11 protein-coding genes are annotated in these 19,906 nt (G+C 55.5%); all 11 read right to left on the bottom strand.

Going from position 1 to position 19,906, the window contains the following annotated elements; translation table 11 throughout:
- Positions 1–355 precede the first annotated feature (355 nt).
- A complete protein-coding gene (locus tag SH678x_RS22105; protein WP_496920638.1) occupies positions 356–2,236 on the bottom strand; it encodes a CRTAC1 family protein in 1,881 nt (626 codons plus the stop codon).
- A 104-nt stretch (positions 2,237–2,340) separates the two neighbouring features.
- Positions 2,341–4,314, bottom strand: coding sequence for a vanadium-dependent haloperoxidase (locus SH678x_RS22100; protein WP_496920637.1), 1,974 nt, complete (start codon positions 4,312–4,314; stop codon positions 2,341–2,343).
- Positions 4,315–4,740: 426 nt separating this feature from the next.
- On the bottom strand, positions 4,741–5,463 hold the full coding sequence (locus SH678x_RS22095) for a PEP-CTERM sorting domain-containing protein (RefSeq protein WP_496920636.1): 723 nt from the start codon (positions 5,461–5,463) through the stop codon (positions 4,741–4,743).
- Positions 5,464–6,493: 1,030 nt separating this feature from the next.
- Complete coding sequence (locus tag SH678x_RS22090) at positions 6,494–8,530, bottom strand: hybrid sensor histidine kinase/response regulator (protein WP_496920635.1); 2,037 nt, start codon at positions 8,528–8,530, stop codon at positions 6,494–6,496.
- 101 nt (positions 8,531–8,631) lie between these two features.
- A complete protein-coding gene (gene pdeM, locus SH678x_RS22085; protein ID WP_496920634.1) occupies positions 8,632–9,336 on the bottom strand; it encodes a ligase-associated DNA damage response endonuclease PdeM in 705 nt (234 codons plus the stop codon).
- 8 nt (positions 9,337–9,344) lie between these two features.
- A complete protein-coding gene (locus tag SH678x_RS22080) occupies positions 9,345–11,903 on the bottom strand; it encodes a ligase-associated DNA damage response DEXH box helicase (RefSeq protein WP_496920633.1) in 2,559 nt (852 codons plus the stop codon).
- Positions 11,903–13,549 carry an ATP-dependent DNA ligase gene (locus SH678x_RS22075; RefSeq protein WP_496920632.1) on the bottom strand — a complete coding sequence of 549 codons (1,647 nt, stop codon included), beginning with the start codon at positions 13,547–13,549 and terminating at the stop codon, positions 11,903–11,905. The genes SH678x_RS22080 and SH678x_RS22075 overlap by 1 nt, the downstream gene beginning before the upstream one ends.
- Positions 13,546–14,649, bottom strand: a complete 1,104-nt coding sequence (locus SH678x_RS22070) for a ligase-associated DNA damage response exonuclease (RefSeq protein WP_496920631.1) — start codon at positions 14,647–14,649, stop codon at positions 13,546–13,548. Before SH678x_RS22070 ends, SH678x_RS22075 begins: the two co-directional genes overlap by 4 nt.
- A gap of 135 nt (positions 14,650–14,784) precedes the next feature.
- Entirely contained in the window at positions 14,785–17,292 is a 2,508-nt protein-coding gene (locus SH678x_RS22065) for a glycoside hydrolase family 9 protein (RefSeq protein ID WP_496920630.1), read from the bottom strand.
- Between the two features lie 93 nt (positions 17,293–17,385).
- A complete protein-coding gene (locus SH678x_RS22060; RefSeq protein WP_496920629.1) occupies positions 17,386–19,347 on the bottom strand; it encodes a DUF3857 domain-containing protein in 1,962 nt (653 codons plus the stop codon).
- 21 nt (positions 19,348–19,368) lie between these two features.
- Entirely contained in the window at positions 19,369–19,854 is a 486-nt protein-coding gene (locus SH678x_RS22055) for a hypothetical protein (RefSeq protein WP_496920628.1), read from the bottom strand.
- Positions 19,855–19,906: the final 52 nt, after the last annotated feature.

Raw genomic sequence — 19,906 nt, 5'->3', positions numbered from 1 at the left:
TCTCTGGCATATGCCGTTTTTCCGCTGCAAAATTGTTGCACTGCACCACCATCACGATAAGAGTCACCACGAGACGAACTCGCAAATAACTTCAATGCAGTGAACACTCGATAAGGGAAAAACCAATCTCTCAGGCAATAGGCCGAAGAATTTCAATTAGAAAAGGGACAGATAAGCATGTTGTCGCTGGAATTGATTTTATCCAGGCTTGGCAAGGACTGCAAGCGCTTTCTTAGCTATTTTTATCGCGTAAAAAATTAATATTCTGAAAAGCTCGTGGTGCGGTTGCCAGCAAATCAGACATCAATTTGTGTTAAAACCCTTGATCACTTGAACCAGCAAGCGTTCGGCTGGCTCAATGATTAATTCCAGCACGACAAGACCGGCGCCCCAGTAAGTGGCAAACCACAAAACCGGACAGCCAGCTCATCGTAAGCGAAGCGGGTTCTGGCACAGTTGCAGGAGAAATCACGGCAGATAGGGCACCGGTACCCACATTTTGCTGCCAAATCAGGAAGTCAACACCATCGCTATCGCCATCGCCATCCGCATCGGCATCGGCATTCAGTCGATAGGCCGCCTGCCAGACGAGCAGATCATCGCCATCGACGGTACCATCCTGGTTGAAGTCGCAGGGATGGGTTTCTCTGATCGTGAGCAGCTGATTGGGCGAAACATCATGGAATTCTTGCACAATCCCACTGGCCGGCCACTCGATGCGAATTAAGTCGATGAGATCAGCGCTGGAGCCTAGCCCAAAGTGGGCGAGTGATTCACTTTGCGAGAGGAAGCTGCTACTGAGAGTGACTTCATGGACAAGCTTTTTGTTGGGAAACGCCAAGTCCGGCGTCACCGTAATAAAGGCTCCCACGCCATTGGCATTGGAAATCGTGCCCACGGTTTCGATCTGTAGCCAATTGTTTTCGTTACCACCGTCGTTGCGATACAGCACTGGAGTTTGAAAGTTATTGACGATCAATACATCGAGGTCGCCATCCCGGTCATAGTCGAACTTGAGCAGGCCGCGCCCTTGTGAAGTATCGGTCATCCCAGCGCTAGCCGCGACATCGGTAAACGTGGTCAGGAATGGCCCTTGGCCATTGTTCCTGAATAACCGCACGGGATCGGTCTCGTATCCGGCGGGTACGGTGGGGCCAGTGTAATAGCCGTTCGTTACAACGATGTCGAGGTCTTTGTCATTATCGTAATCGAGCATTTCGGTGCCCCAGCCCCATCCAGCATTTCGAACGCCAGCAAAATTTGACGATTCGAGAAAGACTCGATTCCCAAAATTCCGGAACAATCGATTGCCCGACGTGGTTGTGCAATCGCTCGGATGGCAAACATCCGACGTGAACCAGTCCAACAAGCCATCGCCATCATAGTCTCCAATGGCGAGTCCCATGTCGCTTAGACCACGGGTGTTGGCAATTGCTGATGTACCATCGGTGAAGGTGCCATCGCCATCGTTCCAGAACAACTTCGACGTGCCAAAATCACTGGTAACAACGATATCTGAGTTACCATCCCGGTCGAAATCGACGAAGCGCGGGGTAAAAGAATTGCTTTGATAGACGGGCAGCCCGCTCAGTGGTCCCATGGCAGCGCCCGAGGCAGCCGTGACATCCTCAAAGTGTCCCGGTTGAGCGTTCCCGCGGTTCCGTAACAAGCGAGCTTGCGGGGGATTCGCCGTATAGCCCCCTAGTCCCCGCCACTCGGTTACATACATATCAAGATACCCATCGTTATCGTAGTCGCCGAAGGAGGCACTCGTCGAGGCAACATTCGTGCCTCCTAACTGCGCGCCACGTGCTGTGGCTTGATCGGCGAAGTGGCCAGCACCATCATTGATATAAAGTTGGTTGCCCTGAGCGTTGAAGACATTGCTGACGTGAAGGTCCAAGTCACCATCGTTGTCGATATCAGCCCAGCTGGCGCCCCCCGTATTGGGGCCAGGCAGGCCGGCGGTGAATGCTGTTGAAGTGACATCCGTGAAGGTGCCGTCTTGATTATTGCGATATAAGAAAGGTGAGTCCCATTGCCTCGTGATGAACAAATCGGGCCAGCCATCGTTGTCAAAATCGCCAGCCGCAGCACCACCTGTTTGCGAAATGGAATTATCGCCAAGTGGTGGGATTGTTGCCGGTAGTGGATAAACAATGCCCGCTGCGGCGGTCGCGTCGGTAAAGGTTGGCACCCCGAGCGCGACATCCGCATGATGGACCAGAAGAAACATCGACAAACCAACGAGTAACGTATGGCAGCGCGCGCCGCGCAGACGGCGGCACGTCGTCAACGTAACTGCTGGTAAAATCGTTGGCATGGAAATCACGAGCAGCCTCACTTTCGCAACCGACGATTCTGCCCGGCACAGGTGAGGGCAACTAGCAAGAGTACGTAGCTCGTTGGCTCTGGGACCAATCGACCCGAAAAATATTGCATCGCCAATGCCCACGCTTCAGGGCCAACAATATGCCCAATCCGTCGGCCTGCAAAATCGTCCGCCGCGGGATGGATACCACCGTAAATCCGCGACATCGAGGCTTGATCCGAAGCGTCGAAGTATGTGGCAAACTGCAACTGGACGGGAGTGGTCGGACCATACTCGAAGTCCAAGCCCGATCCCATGGGGATATCGTAAGTAAAAATTCCGCCCGGAAAATAAGGTGTGCCCGTCAGCAACGTCAATATCTCGGCACCTGTACGGCTATAGGTCGAATGACCAGAAACATAACCAGCAAAGGGAGGAGTCACAAAGCTGCTCAATTGATAGGGCATCCAATTCTCAGCGAGAATCCAGGAGACGCCGCCGATCTCTGAAGGATCATCAAACGGCGCGGTACCAGTCACCGCGCCTTCCCAAGAGCGGACTGCAATCTTGCCTTCACTTCCCGCTAAGTGAGCATGTCGCTCGCCGGGTGCAGTCGTGGCGGAGGTCACGACTTCCACAAGCCCCGCCTCCAAGGGCAAGCCATCAGGATGATACGAGGGATCTGACGGATCGCTAGACTGCCCTAGTTGACCCATATAACGGATAAAGGAAATCGGTCGTGAAGAGTCATAAACGCCTTTATGATTCCAGGCAGCAATCGCGGCGTCGTGCAAGCCACCATTCAGTGCAAACATGCTTTTGATGTCCCATTCAAGATCACTCACGGTCGGCCCGCTGCCGCCGATCTGCTTGGGAATCCCCAGCAATTCCATCTTATCCGTGATTTCGTTGCGGATTTCATTCCAATGCCCTGGAGGGGCCGTCGAGTGCGGTCCATCGGCCCAGAATTCGGCCATGATGCGACCAAAATCCGCTCGCTTAACCACCTCAGGTTCGTAGGGTTGGCCTGTATACGGGTTCACGGCGTAGCCCACGTTGTCGTAGCTCTCCGTGAATGGCGCATCGGGAGTATTGCCCCGAGTCGCGGGGGAAATATCCATCATCGCACCATCGTTGGGGTCCAATTCCGACGAGAGGCGAATTAATTGCAGCGCATCACTCTTGAACTTGTCTTCGTTTGGCCGGTCGTTAAGTCCCGGGGGCGTGCCTTGGTCATGGTAAACACCATTCGGACTAATGTCCGCGGCCGTCATCGCGAAAGGAGTTACCGCTCCCCAAAATGGTGTCAAGTGTTTTTGCGTGGCTTCGTTGATCGGACGGCCAAATTGGTCAACGCGACCACCCACAAAGTGCAGCGGTTGCCAACGATTCGGATCATTCATCACAGTCCCAGGCGCGTCGAAAGTGAGCGGAGGGTTGACGGGAGCGAACGTCCCGCCTGGAGTTGCATACGATCCAAATTCGTTCGAGCCATCGCTCAGGCCCTGGTTGATAATCGACTGAGCGATCCGGTTACCTAGCGCGGCGGGCGAGTTGCCGACCGTGGACGTGAAATCAGGGTTGTAACCGAAGTCGGTCATTTGCTGCCGAATATCGACTAAGGTTTGGAAGGCCCCTGGTCCATTGCCAGCAGGGCCAAATACGAAGCGATGCAAGATCACATTGAAGGCCGCATGGCTGATGGCTTCGTCACGGGCAGCGTCAGTATCGCCAGCCGGGAGCATCTTCTCCTGATGCATATATTGCAGCGCCGATGAGTCGTACGCTGCCCAGGCATCGTACATGGCGGTCGAAAGGGAATACAAATTCCGTGCGTGGACCGTCGGACGAGCCGTGTCGATGCTGATCGCGTGCAAGAGCTGTTCGTTCCAAAGCCGGGCTTTGGTGTGTTGAGCTCGAGCGGTTTCGGCTGCGCAGAACAAGCCGACAACAACGAAAGCGTAAAGGAGAGCTCGTTTAGATTTCGCTATGATCGATTTCATGTAGAACTATTCACTCTTATACAAAAGAAGTTCGTCTCCGATGTTCCGTTCTCGTGGGTGTGCCAACAACCTTGGCGGCACACATCGTGGCATGCGTTTCTCGTCACGCGCCGTGACGAGGAAGTTCGTATCGAAGAAAAGGAAAAGAAAAAGAATAGTCGGACGCCAAGGTTCTCGTCCTATTATGGTTGGAAAGGGCCTATTTGCCAAGAAATTCGTGATTCTTAACGAGCACGGGGGCTTAGCTCAGGCACGGAAATGTTAGCTAGGGATTCATTAGCTAACCGATTTGAGAAAATCGAAAAGAAAAAATGCTGGGCACCCTTGCGAATCAAGGGTGCCCAGCGAAAGTCTTCCTAGAAGCGGCCGACCAGTCGTTTAAATAGAGCTGGTAGGACGAGTTACTGCTTCCGGGATTGCTGAAAACTAGGCGTTACGCCGACGGACCAAAAGACCGATCAAGGCCATGCCGCCCATCAAAGCGGTGCTTGGTTCGGGAACGCAGATCAACGACAAATCGTCGGCCACAAAAGCCTGGCCAGGATCTTGGAAGAACGCGCCATCAACCATCGTGATGCGAGTACGAACTTCCACGGTGCCCGCTGGAGCAATGGCAGACAAGCTGAACTCTTCGTAGTTCAAGCCAGGATTGGGACCACCCAGACCAGCTGCTTCGAGATCGAGCACTGCACTGCTGATGAGAGCATCACCAGCGGCAAGAAAATCGAGGGCCAAAAGCGAATTGGCACCCGGTGTGTTAAGACCCGAGTAATTTGCCTCGGCACCGAACCAGGCGGTGAGGACATACTTCATACCCGCCGTGCCTGGGTTGTCTTGATAAATGCTGCCAGTCACAGCGCCAACAGTCGGTTCCCAGGGGGGGTTACCGGTAAAGGCCTTAAAGAACAGGCCCGACCCACCCCCATCAACATCCGCAAAACCTTCGGAGGCAAGCACGTCTTGATAAGCGAGATCAACACCTCGCACGCCAGTCACGGTCCAACCGGTCGGCGTTTGGCCGAATTGCTGAGTTCCAGCAGGGTCCAAAGCATTGAATTGTCCATTATTCAGGACTTCCGTGGCGGCATTTGCCGCGCTCATTCCACAGGCCACCAGGCCTAAGACAGCCAAGACCAAAGTCTTCTTCATTAGAGCACCTCACAGTTAGTAGATCCGAAAAGTAAAAACATTAACGATCGAACCGCAGTCCGTGTCGCAATTTCCCAAGCCTCCTCTTCCTTCTCCCTCAGTCAAACACTCTTCCCAAAAAGAGTTCTCCTGCACGCTGACAATCAGTTCGCAAGACCCTACGTACGGCCCTCCCAAAAACGTCTTGGATAATTAGTCGGCAGGTTGTCGCTTGTGTGCCCCAACTCGCGACAGATAGCCTGAAAGCGGTGTCACAGGTTTAAGGATGACAAAAGCGAAAGTCACCCGGTTAATAAAAAAGCCAATTAGATAAGGTTATGCAAGCAAATTTCACTTTAATCGCTAAACGAAAAGTTTTCCCTCGAAATAAATCGTAATGACGCAAAAAAGCAATTGCAAGCGCTTTCGTAAAACTTTCCGTGAGAATCGTTAAAGTAGGTAAGGCAGAACAGCGAAGCCACCATTGAATTGAATGTTCTTAGTCGGATTTTCAGGGAATTTTACGGATCTTATTGTCTCATAAGGGTTTACGTGGGCCTTTGGGAGGACTGTGAGGATGGCCCGGGCGGACTTGTGCAAGAGCCATCACTTTTTTTGACCAATCATGGGTTAAAGTCCATTTTATCTAGGAATTTGGAGGGGTTCACTGCTGTTCCGGAGGGAAAGACGCAGGCATCCGTTGCCACAGCGAGCTGAGCCTCGATTAACGACTATGAATGTCATTTCGGGTTGACTCCTCTTGTGGCCGCCGAGGTGCGTGCCCGCGTAACGATATTCAGTGCGATCCCAAAGATTCTCAGTGACTGCTACGCTTTTAGCGTCGACGTTTTCGCATCTGAATCATTTTAGTTGACGTAAATAACATAGGCTTCGCTGGCGTATTGGCTGTGCATCTCCGCTGTTATCTAAGCACCATCGATCAACGAGATCGATGCCGATAACTAAAAGCACCCGCCAGCAGATTTCACAATTTGCTGAGCGGGTGCTTTTTTTGTTATGCCATCCGGTGTGAGAAGAAGTTCTAGCCGCTTCAATCAACGTCGGATTGAACTGCCGTGCGGCCCGACAGCATTGCGATCACCGCGAGCAACTCGCCCGGATCGACCGGCTTGGTGACATGATTTTGAAAGCCGGCGAGCAAAGCCCGGCGGCGATCTTCGCTTCGCGCGAACGCCGTGAGTGCCACCGCGGGGATTGTTCCCCCCTGCTCTGGCGAGCGAAGCCGAATCTCGCGGATCAACTGATAACCGTCCATATTCGGCATGCCGATATCGCTCACGATGACATCTGGCCGTTCGAGATCGAAAGCTTGTAGAGCTTGCTGCGCGCTGCTGGCTGTGGTGACTTGCGCGCCACGATGCGTGAGCAAACGTCGCACGACGTTCGCGGCATCCATCTCGTCATCGACGACAAGTATTTTTAAGCCGGTTAAATCAATGGCGGTTTGGGTCGACGATTCTTGCCCCTGAGTGGGATGAATACGTTCTTCGTTGGTAGAATGCCGCGCGATTTGCAGTGGTAGGCAGACGACAAAAGTTGCCCCTTGGTTTTCGCCGGGACTTTCCACGCGGACGCTGCCGCCATGCAGTTCGACCAGTTGCTTGACTATCGAGAGTCCCAAACCCAACCCACCATGGCGGCGAGTCGTGGATTCTTCGGACTGCCGAAAGCGTTCGAACACGTGCGGCAGAAAATCGGCGCGGATGCCGCAACCCGTGTCGGCGACACTGATTTCTAGATGCGAATTCACGCGCTCCAAGGAAACTTGCACGCGGCCACCTTTGGGGGTGAACTTTACGGCATTGGAAAGTAAATTCCACATTACTTGTTGCAGGCGGTCGAAATCGCCGAGGATCGGGCCGGCCACAGGATCCAAGACTTTGATGATGCGTACATCTTTAGCATTGGAGGCAGGCTTCACTGTTTCGAGGGCAGCTTCTATCACTTCTGCGGGGCTGATCGATTGCACGTTGAGTCGCAGCTTGCCTGAAATGATGCGGCTCATGTCCAAGAGGTCGTCGATGATTTGCACTTGGGCCTGGCTGTTGCGTTCAATCGCAGCGAAGGCTTCTTCCATTTCCACTTGGTCGACCATGCCCATCTGCAAGAGTTGCGAGTAGCCGAGGATTGCGCTCAGTGGTGTGCGCAATTCGTGCGACACGACCGACAGGAATTCATCGGTCATGCGATTGGCTTGTTCGGCGGCGCTGCGGGCGGCGCGCTCGCTGGTGAGCAGCGCTTCTCGTTCGACTTCCGCTTGCTTCCGTTCGGTGATGTCGGCGCAAATGCCGGTCATCCGTTGCGGCGTGCCGTTGCTGTCGTGAAACGCCCGCCCCCGGCCCTCGACCCAGCGCGTTTCGCCGTCGGGTCGTTTGATGCGGTATTCGACACGGTGTTCTTCATTCATATCCAACGAACGCTGCACGCTGGTGGTGAGCAGCGGCTGATCTTCGGGGAAAACATCTTCAAACACGGCATCGAATCGGCCAGGGAATGAGCCCGGTGCGCGGCCGTGGAGTTTTTCGAGTTCCGGCGACCAACGAACTTCGCCGCTAGGGACATCCCATTCCCATGTCCCCATCCGCCCGGCGGCGAGCGCGATCCGCAAGCGTTCTTCGCTTTCGCGCAAGGCTTGCTCGGTACGCTTACGTTCTTCGATCTCTGTGGTGAGCTCGGCGTTGAGCGTTGCGAGGCCAGGAAGATGCAAGGCTTTGGGAACAATCTGCCAGAGCGCGATCACGGTTGCCCAAGAGACGATAGCGGTCAGGAGTTTGACGATTCCTGCGAAACGATACACGGGTTGCCAGAAAATGATCGCTTCGGTGAGATGGGTTGTGCCGCAGGCGAAAATGAATGCGACGAACAGCCAGAAAATTCGTGGAAAAGGAATGTCGTCTTTCCGGCGGATGACGAAGTAGGCGATCACCAAGGGAATCGCGGTGTAGGCGCCGAAGATGGCCAAATCGGAAAGAATATGCAGCCACCCGTGACCGGCGTCCCAGTTGCCACACTTCCAGCGCGGCGGGAAATCACTCGTATCGAAGAGCTTGCTGATAAAGTCGAACATAAGGTGTCCCCAGAAGAACGATGCGCGGTCAATACGAGTTGATGGCAGAATAGCATCCCGCGAGTCGTGGGCCAATCACTTACGCGCTAAGTGGCGCCAGATCAACCACCATGGACGATGTTCGACTTGGCGAACGTGAGCGAATGCAGCGGGATGACCGTACCGTCAGCGATGACAAAAACGCGGTCACCCTGTGTGGGTTTAATGGTCGCACAACCTGTGAAATCCCCAAACGCGGGGAGCACGGCATGATGCTCACCAAACCAAAAGCAAGGGAGCCGCAGTTGTTTCTTGCCCTCAGAGAGGGCCACTTGCGGATGAATGTGGCCCGTGAATGCGTAGAGTTCGCTCTCTGCGCCGCTAGCTAGAGTCGCCGCATCGTGAGCGAACAAGAAAGGACCTTCAGCATGTGATTTCGCAACTTGAATATCGAGTGTCGCGAACAGATCGGCACGGCCGCGATCGTGGTTGCCGCGCAAGAGGAGTATTTCCAATTCGCGATGTTGGGCACGCCACGTGGCGAGCGCCGCTTCAAAGCTGTCAGCATGTTTTACGTTGGAGTGAATGAAGTCGCCGAGAATCAGCAATCGCTGCGCATTCGTCCGTTCGATCACGCTCGTTAAGCGCGTCAGCATAGCCTGCGTGGTTTCCTCGGGGACGGGGATACCAAACTGACGAAACGTGGCCGCCTTGCCAAAATGCGGGTCGGCAACCAGCAATGTTTTTTGAGCTGGCCATTCGATCAGCTTTTCGGGGAGCAACCGCAGCGTTTCGCCGCGAATTGAAATTGTGTTCTCGTGATCCACCCTGATCCTCATGTTGCGGAAATTGTAATCTTGGCTTCTTTATTTCGTGTTGCAATCAGGCCGTGTTCAATAGCCCCCGCAGATTTTTCGAGTTGTTCTTGCAGCTTCTTCACTCGCTCCCAGAGTTTCTCGCTGGTGAGCCGATCGCGCATCCCGTCGACCAACAGCGGGAACGACAGGGGTGACGGCTTCACCAAATGGCGTACTAATAATTCGCTGCTGGCGATTCGTTTCAAGGCCTCGACCAGGCGCGAGTATTCCAATTGCTGTTCCAATACTTCGCGACGAGCCTGGCGAAGCAGCAAATTCTCGGGGTCGTATTCGCTGAACACATCATAGAACAGGTTGCTCGAAGCCTGCACTTGCCGGCCGGTTTTGCGCACCCCCGGGTAGCCTTGAAAGATGAGCCCCGCCACGCGGGCGATCTCGCGAAATTGTCGTTTGCAAAGTTCCGTTGCGTTGAGGCTTGCTAGCACGTCGTCGGCGACGGCGTCGGTGTTCCACAAATCATGGCGGAGTGCTTCATCGAACGGGGCCGGATCGCGCGACACGAGCACCAATCCGTAATCGTTCATCGCCATCGAGAACGTGATCGGCGCGAGCCGAGACATTCGCAATGCCAACAGCGAAGCCAACCCTTCGTGGGCCAGCCGACCCGCGAACGGATAGATAAAGAGATGATGGCCGTCGCGGTTCTTCCAGTGCTCGACGAGGACTTGATCGGTGTTGGGAAGCGCGGACCAACTTTGCTGCAATTCCAACAGTGGTTCGAGCGAGCGCATTTCGGGGCTGATGAACTCCCCTGCCCCGGCTTGGGCGAGTTTTTCGCGCATGGCGTGCGAGAGTTCGCCCGACAACGGAATTCGTCCCCCCATCCAACGAGGAATGGCTTGCGACATCCCCTTCGCGCGGCGAACCCACGCCGTGTTGTCGTGAATCCGCACGAGTTCGAGCAACTTACCGCCGAGCATGAAATTTTGCCCCGGCTCGACCTTGCTGATAAACGACTCTTCGACGGTGCCGAGTTTGCGCCCCTTGAGATATTTCACCTGGACGGCAACGTCGCTGGTGATTGTGCCGATGGAGAGCCGATGAAACCGCGCGATCTGCGCACTCGTGACATGGTATTTGCCTTCGATCAACTGAATGCGATGAAAATCGGGATACGCTTTGAGCGACGATCCCCCCTGCCGGGCAAAGTCGAGCACCCACTGCCATTCTTGCTCCGACAGATGGCGATAAGCATGTGTGGTCCGCACTTCGGCGAGCAGCTCCTTGGCATCGAAGCCGCCACCGACGGCAATCGTCACCACATGTTGCGCGAGCACGTCGAGCGGCTTTTCGAGCGGATGACGCGATTCGATGCGGTGGGCAATCAAGGCATCACGAACTGCGGCGAGTTCCATCAGCTCCAACGCATTCGTGGGAACGAACGTGATGCGGCTGGGAATTTTGGGTTGATGGCCGCTGCGGCCGGCGCGCTGCAAGAGTCGCGCATTGCCTTTCGGGCTGCCGATTTGAACCACGTGCTCGACGGTCGAAAAGTCAACACCCAGGTCCAAGCTCGACGTACAAACGCAGTAACGCAAGCGGCCTTCGCGTAGTTCATTCTCCACCCAGCGGCGAAGTTCGATATCCAACGAGCCATGATGCACGGCCATCTTGCCGGCGAAGTCGGGCATGACCTTGAGCAATGCTTGGTACCAAATTTCGCATTGCGAGCGCGTATTGGTAAACACGAGCGTGCTCTTGGCCGCGGCGATCAATTGAGCCACTTCGGGGGCCATGCGCGTGCCTAAGTGCCCCGCCCAGGGAAAGCGTTCGATCTCGGCGGGGATCAGCGATTTGATTTCATACTTTTTCTTGAGGTCGCTGGCGATCAATGTGCCGGGGCGCGTTGCCGAACTACCTAGTAATGTGGCGAGCGCTTCGTCGAGATTGCCGAGCGTGGCCGAGAGTCCCCACACGCGTAAGTTGGGCCGCAGGCGACGTAATCGTGCAAGTCCCAACTCCGTTTGCACGCCCCGTTTGTTGCCCAACAGTTCATGCCATTCGTCGACGACCACACACCGTAGATCGCTGAGCCGTTCAGCCAGATCCGCATTGCAGAGCATCAACGACAAACTTTCGGGCGTTGTGATCAAGACTTCGGGATAGCTTTCACGTTGCTTCTGCCGCAGTGACGACGAAGTATCGCCCGTCCGTTTTTCGACGAGCCAAGGAATTTGCAATTGCCGAAGCGCCGTGTTGAGATTCACTTCGGTATCGGTGGCGAGCGCGCGGAGGGGTGTGATCCACAGCACACGCAAACGCCGTTGGGCCCGCGATTGTTTTTTTGGAACAGGCTGTATGTCTTTCAAGTAATCAGAGTTCTCAGTAAGCCATTCGAGCACCGATCCCAAGAACACGGCCAATGTTTTGCCCGTGCCGGTGGGGGAATGAACGAGTCCGCTCTCACCGCGAAAGTAAGCGGCCCACGTTTCTTTTTGAAACGAAAACGGCTTACGGCCACGTTCAGCAAACCAGCTATTCAGATGACGCAGCGCTTGAGCTTGGGGATTCGCCATCACGGTTGCTCCGCCGTGTGGGGATTGGCGCGGATCATCGCACGGATCGTTTCCAGCGAATCGGCATCTGCGATTTTCAAATCTTCGCGCCAACGTGCGATGCGAGGAAACCGGACCGCGACCCCCGACTTGTGGCGATTCGATTCGCTGATGTTTTCAAACGCCAACTCAAAGACCAATTCGGGGGTCACACTGCGCACGGGGCCGAATCGCTCGATGGTATGCTGCCGAACGTAGCGATCAACTTTGGCAATCTCGGCATCGGTAAGGCCTGAGTAAGCTTTGGCAAACGGGACAAGGTTCCCCTCGTCCCACACGGCAAACGTGTAATCGGTGTAGAGGCTCGCCCGCTTGCCGTGCCCGCGCTGGGCGTAAATCAACACGGCATCCACGGTGTAGGGCTCGATCTTCCACTTCCACCAATCCCCGCGCGGTCGGCCCACGCGATAGGGCGAATTCAACTGCTTCAGCATCAATCCTTCGGCTTGTTGCTCGCGGCTTGTCTGCCGCAACTCGGCAAGTTCGTTCCAGCTCGTAAAGTGGTGAGCCGTGGAAAGCAGAAAGCCTTCGCCGTCATTCCCATCGTTCTGTCCGTCGTTCCCGCGCAGGCGGGAATCCAAAATCACTTGCTCCAACTGGGCACGCCGTTCACTGAGTGGTTGTTGCCGAATATCGGTGCCACCTAATTCCAACAAATCAAACGCGATGAGTGCCACCGGCACGTCGCTCAAGATTTTCTTGCCAAGCTGCTTACGGCCGATGCGACGTTGCATCGCTGCAAAAGGCATAATCTCGCCATCGCGGTAGCCGACGATCTCGCCATCGATAACAGTGCCGTCAGGTAGGTGCTGTGCGAGCGCGATGAGTTCGGGAAAGCGATCGGTCGTGAGATCCTCGCCACGTGACCAGATAAACGTTTCACCAGCGCGGCGGATCAACTGCGCGCGAATGCCATCCCATTTCCATTCGGCTTGCCAGTCGAGCGACTCGCCCAACTCGCTGGGTTCCGTTTCCAGCGGATGCGCGAGAAAAAAGGGATATGGTTTGCTGATCCCCGCGTCGTGCGTATCTGGATTGACCCACGCGGCGAACAGTTCACCAGTCGGTTCCCAATCTCCCATCAACCGATGCGACAGCACATCGGCATCGATGCCGCTCGCTTCGGCAAGACCCCGCACCACGAGTCCCCGCGACACACCCACGCGGAACGAACCCGTGATAATTTTGTGAAACACAAACCGCGTGGCTTCGTCGAGTTCGTTCCAGGCTTGCTCGACAACTTGTTTTTTCTGTTCAACGTCGCTCGTGTGGAGCGGCAAAAGTCGCTCGGCCAGCCAGCGATGCAGCGGCAAGTCAGCGGCTGCTTCGGCGGGGGGAAGAATCAACGTCATTGTTTCCGCCAGATCGCCGACCACTTCATAGCATTCGTCGAACAACCAGCTGGCGATGCCCGCGCGCTCGGCGGACCACTCGCGCAAGAGTTTCGTCGGCACGAGTTGCCGGATCTTGCGACCACAGAGAAAGTAAACGGCCCAAGCAGCGTCGTCCGGTGACGCAGTTTTGAAATAGTCGGCCAGTGCGGCGATCTTCTCGCTCGTCTTCGTGGTTTGATCGAGCGCGGAGTAAAGGGCGGCGAAGCGTTTCATGACCGTACCTCCCCCTCTTCGGTACTGTTTGGAACGGTAAGGGGAGGAGGGGCTAGGGGAGGAGCGATTTGAGCTTCAACCTCGTCTTCTGTTGCCGCAACGTCGTCATCCTCTTCTTCGTTGCCGTATTGCGTGGCGAGCGCCGCCGCATGGAGACCGATCTGATTCAAATGTTCGACGACCTGCCGCACGTAACCGTGAGTGACCCAGACGGTCTCCGCACCGGTTTCGCGAATCGCGGTGAGCATACTCGACCAATCCACGTGATCGGACAATACAAATCCTCGGTCAACAACCTTGCGGCGGCGAATCCCGCGCACGCGCATCCAGCCCGACGCAATGCCGGTCGACACGCGGCCGAAGCGGCGCATCCAGGGCGTGCCGTTGGCCGAGGGAGGCGCGACCACGAGTGCGCGGCTCCAGTCGAAATCGCGGTCCACCGACATCACGCGCTGCACTTCGGGTAGAACAACGCCGCATTCGCGGTAAGCTTCGCAGGCATTAATGATCGCGCCATGGCCGAAGATGGGGCCAATTGCCGAGTCGATGCCCGCGAGCAGCCGCTGAGCTTTGCCGACGGTATAGCCGTAAAGCAAACTCGCCTTGCCCTGTTCTTGATTCGATCTCCACCAGGCGTTGATCTCGGCGAAGACTTCCGATGAATCTTGCCAGCGATAAATGGGCAGTCCAAACGTCGATTCCGTCACGAACGTGTGGCAACGGACCGGCTCGAACGAGCGGCAGGTGAGATCGGCTTGCAATTTGTAATCGCCACTGACGACACAGACTTCGCCTTGATATTCGATTCGCACCTGGGCCGCGCCGGTCATGTGGCCGGCGGGATGCAGGCTCACCTGCACGCCGTTCATCGTGCGCGTTTCGCCGTATTCGACGAAATCGAAATTCGCCTCGTGACCCAATCGCAAATGGAAGATCGCCGCGCCTTCCCGGGCTGCCAGATAGTTGTCACTTCCCCAGCGGGCATGATCGGAGTGGGCATGCGTCACCACCGACCGCGGCACGGCTCGCCAGGGATCGACATAGAAATCGCCCTGGGGGCAATACAAACCATTTTCAGTGGTACGCAGAAGCTTGGTCATTCGAACGGGCTCGCAACAATGGGGGGAACTCACGCGAACCGTGTTCCACAAGCCAGTGTTAACAGGAGCCAATTACGAGCAACAAACATTCCAGCGGTTCTGTTCAACCGCCTGCCAGAATGGTCGAGAGGAAAGCTATTGCTGGAGAAGCTGATCGAGGCTGACGAATTCGTAGCCGCGTTCTTTGAGCTCGTCGATAAGCGTGCCGAGATTGGGTGGCATCTTGTCTTTGCGCAAGCTGCCGAGGTGCAGGAGCAGCAAATGGCCGTTGAGTCCGTCAGGTTCCTTGGCTTCATATTTTAGTATGTCGGCGAGAATCTCTTGAGACGGCTTGAACGACGCGTGATCCTCGGGAGCCCAGTCGCGATTCGACCCGCTGCCAGAAGTGAAATTCACGAGCACGCAGCCAAGGTCCTTGGCCCAGGCGGCATGTTGCTTGTTGTACCATTCGTAGGGTGGCACGAAGTAAATCGGCCCATCATGCTTCGCGCCGAACTTGGCCAGTTCGTCGAGATTGCGTTGCAGGTCGTCTTTGAAGTCTTTCTCGCTGACCAACGATTTCTGGCGGTTCTCCCAAGGGGCATAAAGCAAATGGCCGTGGGAATGCGGGCCGAGGAAATGCTTCTCGGAGACCATCCGGCGCAGTAAAGCTGCGTGTTCCGGCTTAGCAACGTAGCCCCCCGTGACAAAGAACGACGCGGGAACTTGCTGTTCTTTGAGCGTGTCGAGAATCAACTCCGTCCCTTCGCCGTGATCGCCCCCGGTGAAGATGAGAGCGAGTTGCTTTTGATCTTTGGGACCGCGCACGATGCCGTCTTCGATGATTGTGAATTTATCGCTGTCGGCGGGTTTCTTTGTCGTTTGAGATTTTTTCAGCGCCGGGGACGTAAGATCGACATCGCCAAAATGAGCGAGCAGCGTGATCGCGTCGGCCGTGCCATCCATCGTGGGTTCGTTCGTGGAGTAGTCGCCGATGTCGTCGTGATAGACAACGTGCTCATTCTGGAAATCGGCGAACTCGTCGTCTTGCGTCAGATGCAAGCCGATCAGGTTTTCGTAAACCGACGTGTAGACGGGGCCATCGACGATGCCCCCCGGGACCATCTTCTTGGTGAGATACCAAATACCAGTGTGAACGTCTTCGGGATACTCGCCATCGCGCGGAATGCCGGTCAACATCGACGTGCCCCAGGGGTTGCGACCCAAGAGCCAATCACGTTGGGCGAGCATAAAATCATGGTACTGCATGTCGCCGGTCATTTTTTCATACAGCAGAATCTGCGTGATCAGTGCGCTCACCAAATTGTTGGAACACCACACGAACGGCACACCGATTTGATAGGAATTCTTCTTGCCGCGGGCGACACAGGCTTCGATTCCCTCGCGATAGTACTCGGCGAGCTTTTTCTGCATCGCGGCATCGACATGCGGGTAAAAAGCGAAGTGACCTACGTTCATGAACGGATAGAATTCGTAGTGCCCCACCTTTTCATGCGGCATCCACGAAGTCGCGGCGATTTGCTCGGCGTATTTTTGAGCGTCGGCGAGATAGGCTTTGTCGTCCGTGGTTTTGAATAACTCCGCGGCGCCCCATTCCATGTCGTCGGCCCAGGTATTTTCCATATAGCGATAAGGCGCCTTGAACGAGTTGCCCTGCTGATAGCCTTCTTTGTCCTTGCCCAGTTGATACAACTCCTTGGCCGCAACCAAACACTTGTCGGCGAACACGGGATCGTTGAAATCGCTGCGCCAAATCCGCGCGGCGATGGCCATGGCCGCCGCCGAGCGGCCCGCAAGATTAGCCACGCCGGTGGCTTCGCTCTTATGTTTGTTGAGCCCTTGAGGTTTGCCGTCGGCGAAGTAAACCACGCGATAGCTGTTCGCGCCCCAGCCGTAATCGGAATCGTCCTGGTCGGGATATTTCCAGCCGGTGTGGTCGCGATCGTCGGCGACTTGGTGATACAGGTGCGTGGGATGAGGATGGAGCTTGTGCAGCCAATCGAGTCCCCACTTCGCTTCGTCGAGTACGTCGGCAATGCCGTTGGGAATCGGTCGGCCCATGTCGTCGACGCGGTCGCCGAACTTTTGCGGATCGAGTTCGTAAGCGAGTAACATTCGCGCCGTGGCGTTGCTCGAAGTGATCAGATATTTGAGCTGATCCCCGGCGTCGTGCCACCCTCCACTCGCATCAACAAAACTATCCGCCGGGAGCGGGCCATAGGCCGTGCGTCCATCACGTTTGTGGCAGACCATGTCCAGAAACGGATTGTAACCACAGCGTTGCTGCCGCATGAAAACGAGCAGATCGTCTTGATAGTTTTTATAGGCGTCGTTGCCGATGGCAAACGGGCGCGATTCCGCGCCGCTGGGATCGAGCTTGAGAATATAGTTCCCGGGCTTCTTCACAGCGCTGAAATCGAGTTCGTAGCAGTGAGGAAACTTTCCCCAGGCTTTTGCCGTGGCCGTAATAAGCGGACCTGACATGACTTGTTCTTTGCTATCGGCATCGAGGACTTGGAACGTGCCATCGAGCGGCTGTTCGGCAAAGGCGATGCCCACTTTGGCGTCGTCGGTGAGATAGCCGATTTGATTGATGCGTAGATGAGCGGCTGGTTCGGCTGTTGCGGAAGTTTCCGCATTCAAGCTAGTTCCGTACGACAACAACCAACTGACAAACAGGCAAAGGAGTAAGAAATTTCGGCGCATAATTTTGAACGAAGAAGATTAATGGCAGGATCACTCGCCCACGCGGAGCACGATGGGTGTCGTATCAGCCATATTTCCTTGCCGCCAGAAATCCTTAAATTCGGCGAAGCGCTGACTTGGCACCTGTTTGCCACCGTACTGGAGCAATCGCTCGCAAACAAGTTGGTTTCCCACCGCCTGCCAATTGCAGCGATACTCACCCCAATCGCATTTCACGCTCACAAGCTCTGGAATCGCAAAGGGCGTTACGTCGTCGGGCAGATCGATAACATGCCGTTCAAACGACAGCCGCGACGTGGGCAACGATAGCGGATGCAATCGCTCTTCGCTTGCCATGACGCCCCACATCGAAATCTTACCGGCCCAGGGAACTTGTAAAAGCAGAATGTTTTTGATCTGACGAGCGACTTGCGGGATGGCTACCTGGCATTGGTAAGTGAAGCGTCCGGAAAGATGTTCGACCGTTTCGTAGGAAAATTTCGAGCCGACGGCACCGGGATAATCCGACCCAAGCCAGGCTTGCAGCACCTTCATGCGATGCTCTTGCGTGCGGTCGATAAATTGAGATCGCAATTGGGCGGCGAGGTCTCCGGAGTATTCGAGATGAAAAGAACCTTCGTAGACTCCATCGCTCCGTAAGCGGCCTTTGTTGTCGCGATATTCAAGATGTTCGCTCGCCGGCCGCGGGGGAACATGCTCAAAGTGAAACGCATCGTCTCCCAGCACGAGAGCATGCAGGTCTTGATCGACCGTGGGAAGCTCGCCAAACGCGAATTCGCCACTGGCCGCATCCAGCCAATAAGGCTTATCGTCGATCATGACCCGCACGATGGCATGATTGAACCGGTTTGAGGGAAGGAAAGGCGTGCGCCCCTCGTCACCTGTCATGACGACAGCCACGTGAGCGGGCATGTCCATTGCTTGCAAGAGTTGCACGAGCAGCGCGGATTTGTCTTTGCAGTCTCCTTGCAAGTCGAGAAAGACTTGATTCGAACCCCGCGCTTGTCGATCTTCCCACTCGCTGCGGGGCCGTCCGTAGCGCACGGTTCGCGCGGCGTAGGTGTACGCGGCGGTCGCTTTCTCGATGGGATTCGTTTTGCCGTGGGAGAGTTCTTCGGCAAGGCTGGTCAGTTCGTGTGAGCGATACCGCACGGGAACCAACTCGGCTTTGAGCTTTTGAGCAAAGGGCGTCCAGGTGGATGCGGTTGTGATATCTATCCAGGGCGCGAAATCTCGCAGCGGCGGCGTCCAATCGTCGAACTCAATTCCCGGAGCATTGCGAACTTCCCAGGTGCAGACGTGGTAATCCCGCTCTTGCCGTTCGTGTGGGAGAGGCGCTCCATGGTGCACGCGATACGAAACCTTGAACGGACTGGCCACGGCAACCGTGTAGCGGCGATAGCGGCAAGGCACTCCGGTTTGCAAGAAATAATGGCCCCAAATGGAGTGCCAGAAATCTTCCTTTCGAAAATCATCGAGTTGTTCTTCGACTTCGACGATCACTCCCGGTCGCAACGGCGAGTAGGTTATTTGATAGGTGCGGCCGAATAAATTGGGCGGAGCATTCGGAATCGCCACCTTGTGGCAATGAACCTTGGCGTTTTTCGAGATGCCGTCGGTCCAATACAGCTTGGTTTGGAGCATCTTGAGTTTTTGTGAACGAACATCGTAAGAACGGTAGAACTCGTCCCAGACTCCCAGGGACTCGCGACTATGCAATTGAGTGACGAGATGCCGGACGCTGGTGGTGGTACCGTCGCGATGCAGAACGATCAGATAATCTTCAATCAGAACTTGCTCGCCCCATTGAGCAAGAAATTCTGGATCGAGTTCGGCTTGCTCAACGCGATAGTTTTGCCGCGGTGCGAAATGGCGTACTGGGCGGTGCCTCTTGAACAATGTTCGCAAAAGCTTGCGGCGAGGTTTAGGAAAGGCCGACTCGCCATCGTAGCGGGTCGGCCTTTGGCCGTAGATGTCTGCTGAATCGTTCACGTTGGTTGAAAAGTCCTGATGTTATCTTTCAGAAAAGGGGGCCGTGTGATCCTGGGCTTTGGCGTGTTCGACCGTCCCATACAAATGCCCGCCGTGGTCAGCGCCGCTCCAGAAGCCCGCGTAGTGGTCGTTGTAGATCATCACTCGTGCGGTGTACGTTCCCAGGCCGGGGAACGCCATTTTGTCGACCGTGATGACGGGGGTATCGCCGGCCCACTTCACGGGGAGCGTAATTGGCAGCTTCACATCGTGATCGCCGTAAATGATGCGAGCGACGAACATCCAATTCCCATCGCCGACGTGCTTGACGCTGATGAGTTCATAGCGCTCAGGCTTGGGGCTGCCAGTCTCTTGCCCTGTGACGGTGAAATGTCCCACGAGCGTCGAACCGCTGAGCGACGATTCCAACTCGGCGTAGAGCTTGGTTTGTTCGGGCGTGAGTTCGGCGGCTGACGAAAGATTTATTAGGCACAACCAGGCAACGATCGTGGCGGAACGAAGTAGCATGAGGGCCTCCTCTGCGATGGCATATTTCGACAAATACCTAGGTGTAGTCTAT

This window comes from Bythopirellula superficialaquae, assembly GCF_059632245.1.
This window is presented reverse-complemented; position numbering and strand designations above follow the sequence as displayed.

Bases quoted from the DNA above. Each gene is read 5' to 3' on its own strand.
- SH678x_RS22080 (WP_496920633.1), bottom strand. From the start codon at position 11,903: ATGGCGAATCCCCAAGCTCAAGCGCTGCGTCATCTGAATAGCTGGTTT.
- SH678x_RS22095 (WP_496920636.1), bottom strand. From the start codon at position 5,463: ATGAAGAAGACTTTGGTCTTGGCTGTCTTAGGCCTGGTGGCCTGTGGA.
- SH678x_RS22055 (WP_496920628.1), bottom strand. From the start codon at position 19,854: ATGCTACTTCGTTCCGCCACGATCGTTGCCTGGTTGTGCCTAATAAAT.
- SH678x_RS22105 (WP_496920638.1), bottom strand. From the start codon at position 2,236: ATGTTTCTTCTGGTCCATCATGCGGATGTCGCGCTCGGGGTGCCAACC.
- SH678x_RS22100 (WP_496920637.1), bottom strand. From the start codon at position 4,314: ATGAAATCGATCATAGCGAAATCTAAACGAGCTCTCCTTTACGCTTTC.
- SH678x_RS22070 (WP_496920631.1), bottom strand. From the start codon at position 14,649: ATGACCAAGCTTCTGCGTACCACTGAAAATGGTTTGTATTGCCCCCAG.
- SH678x_RS22090 (WP_496920635.1), bottom strand. From the start codon at position 8,530: ATGTTCGACTTTATCAGCAAGCTCTTCGATACGAGTGATTTCCCGCCG.
- SH678x_RS22075 (WP_496920632.1), bottom strand. From the start codon at position 13,549: ATGAAACGCTTCGCCGCCCTTTACTCCGCGCTCGATCAAACCACGAAG.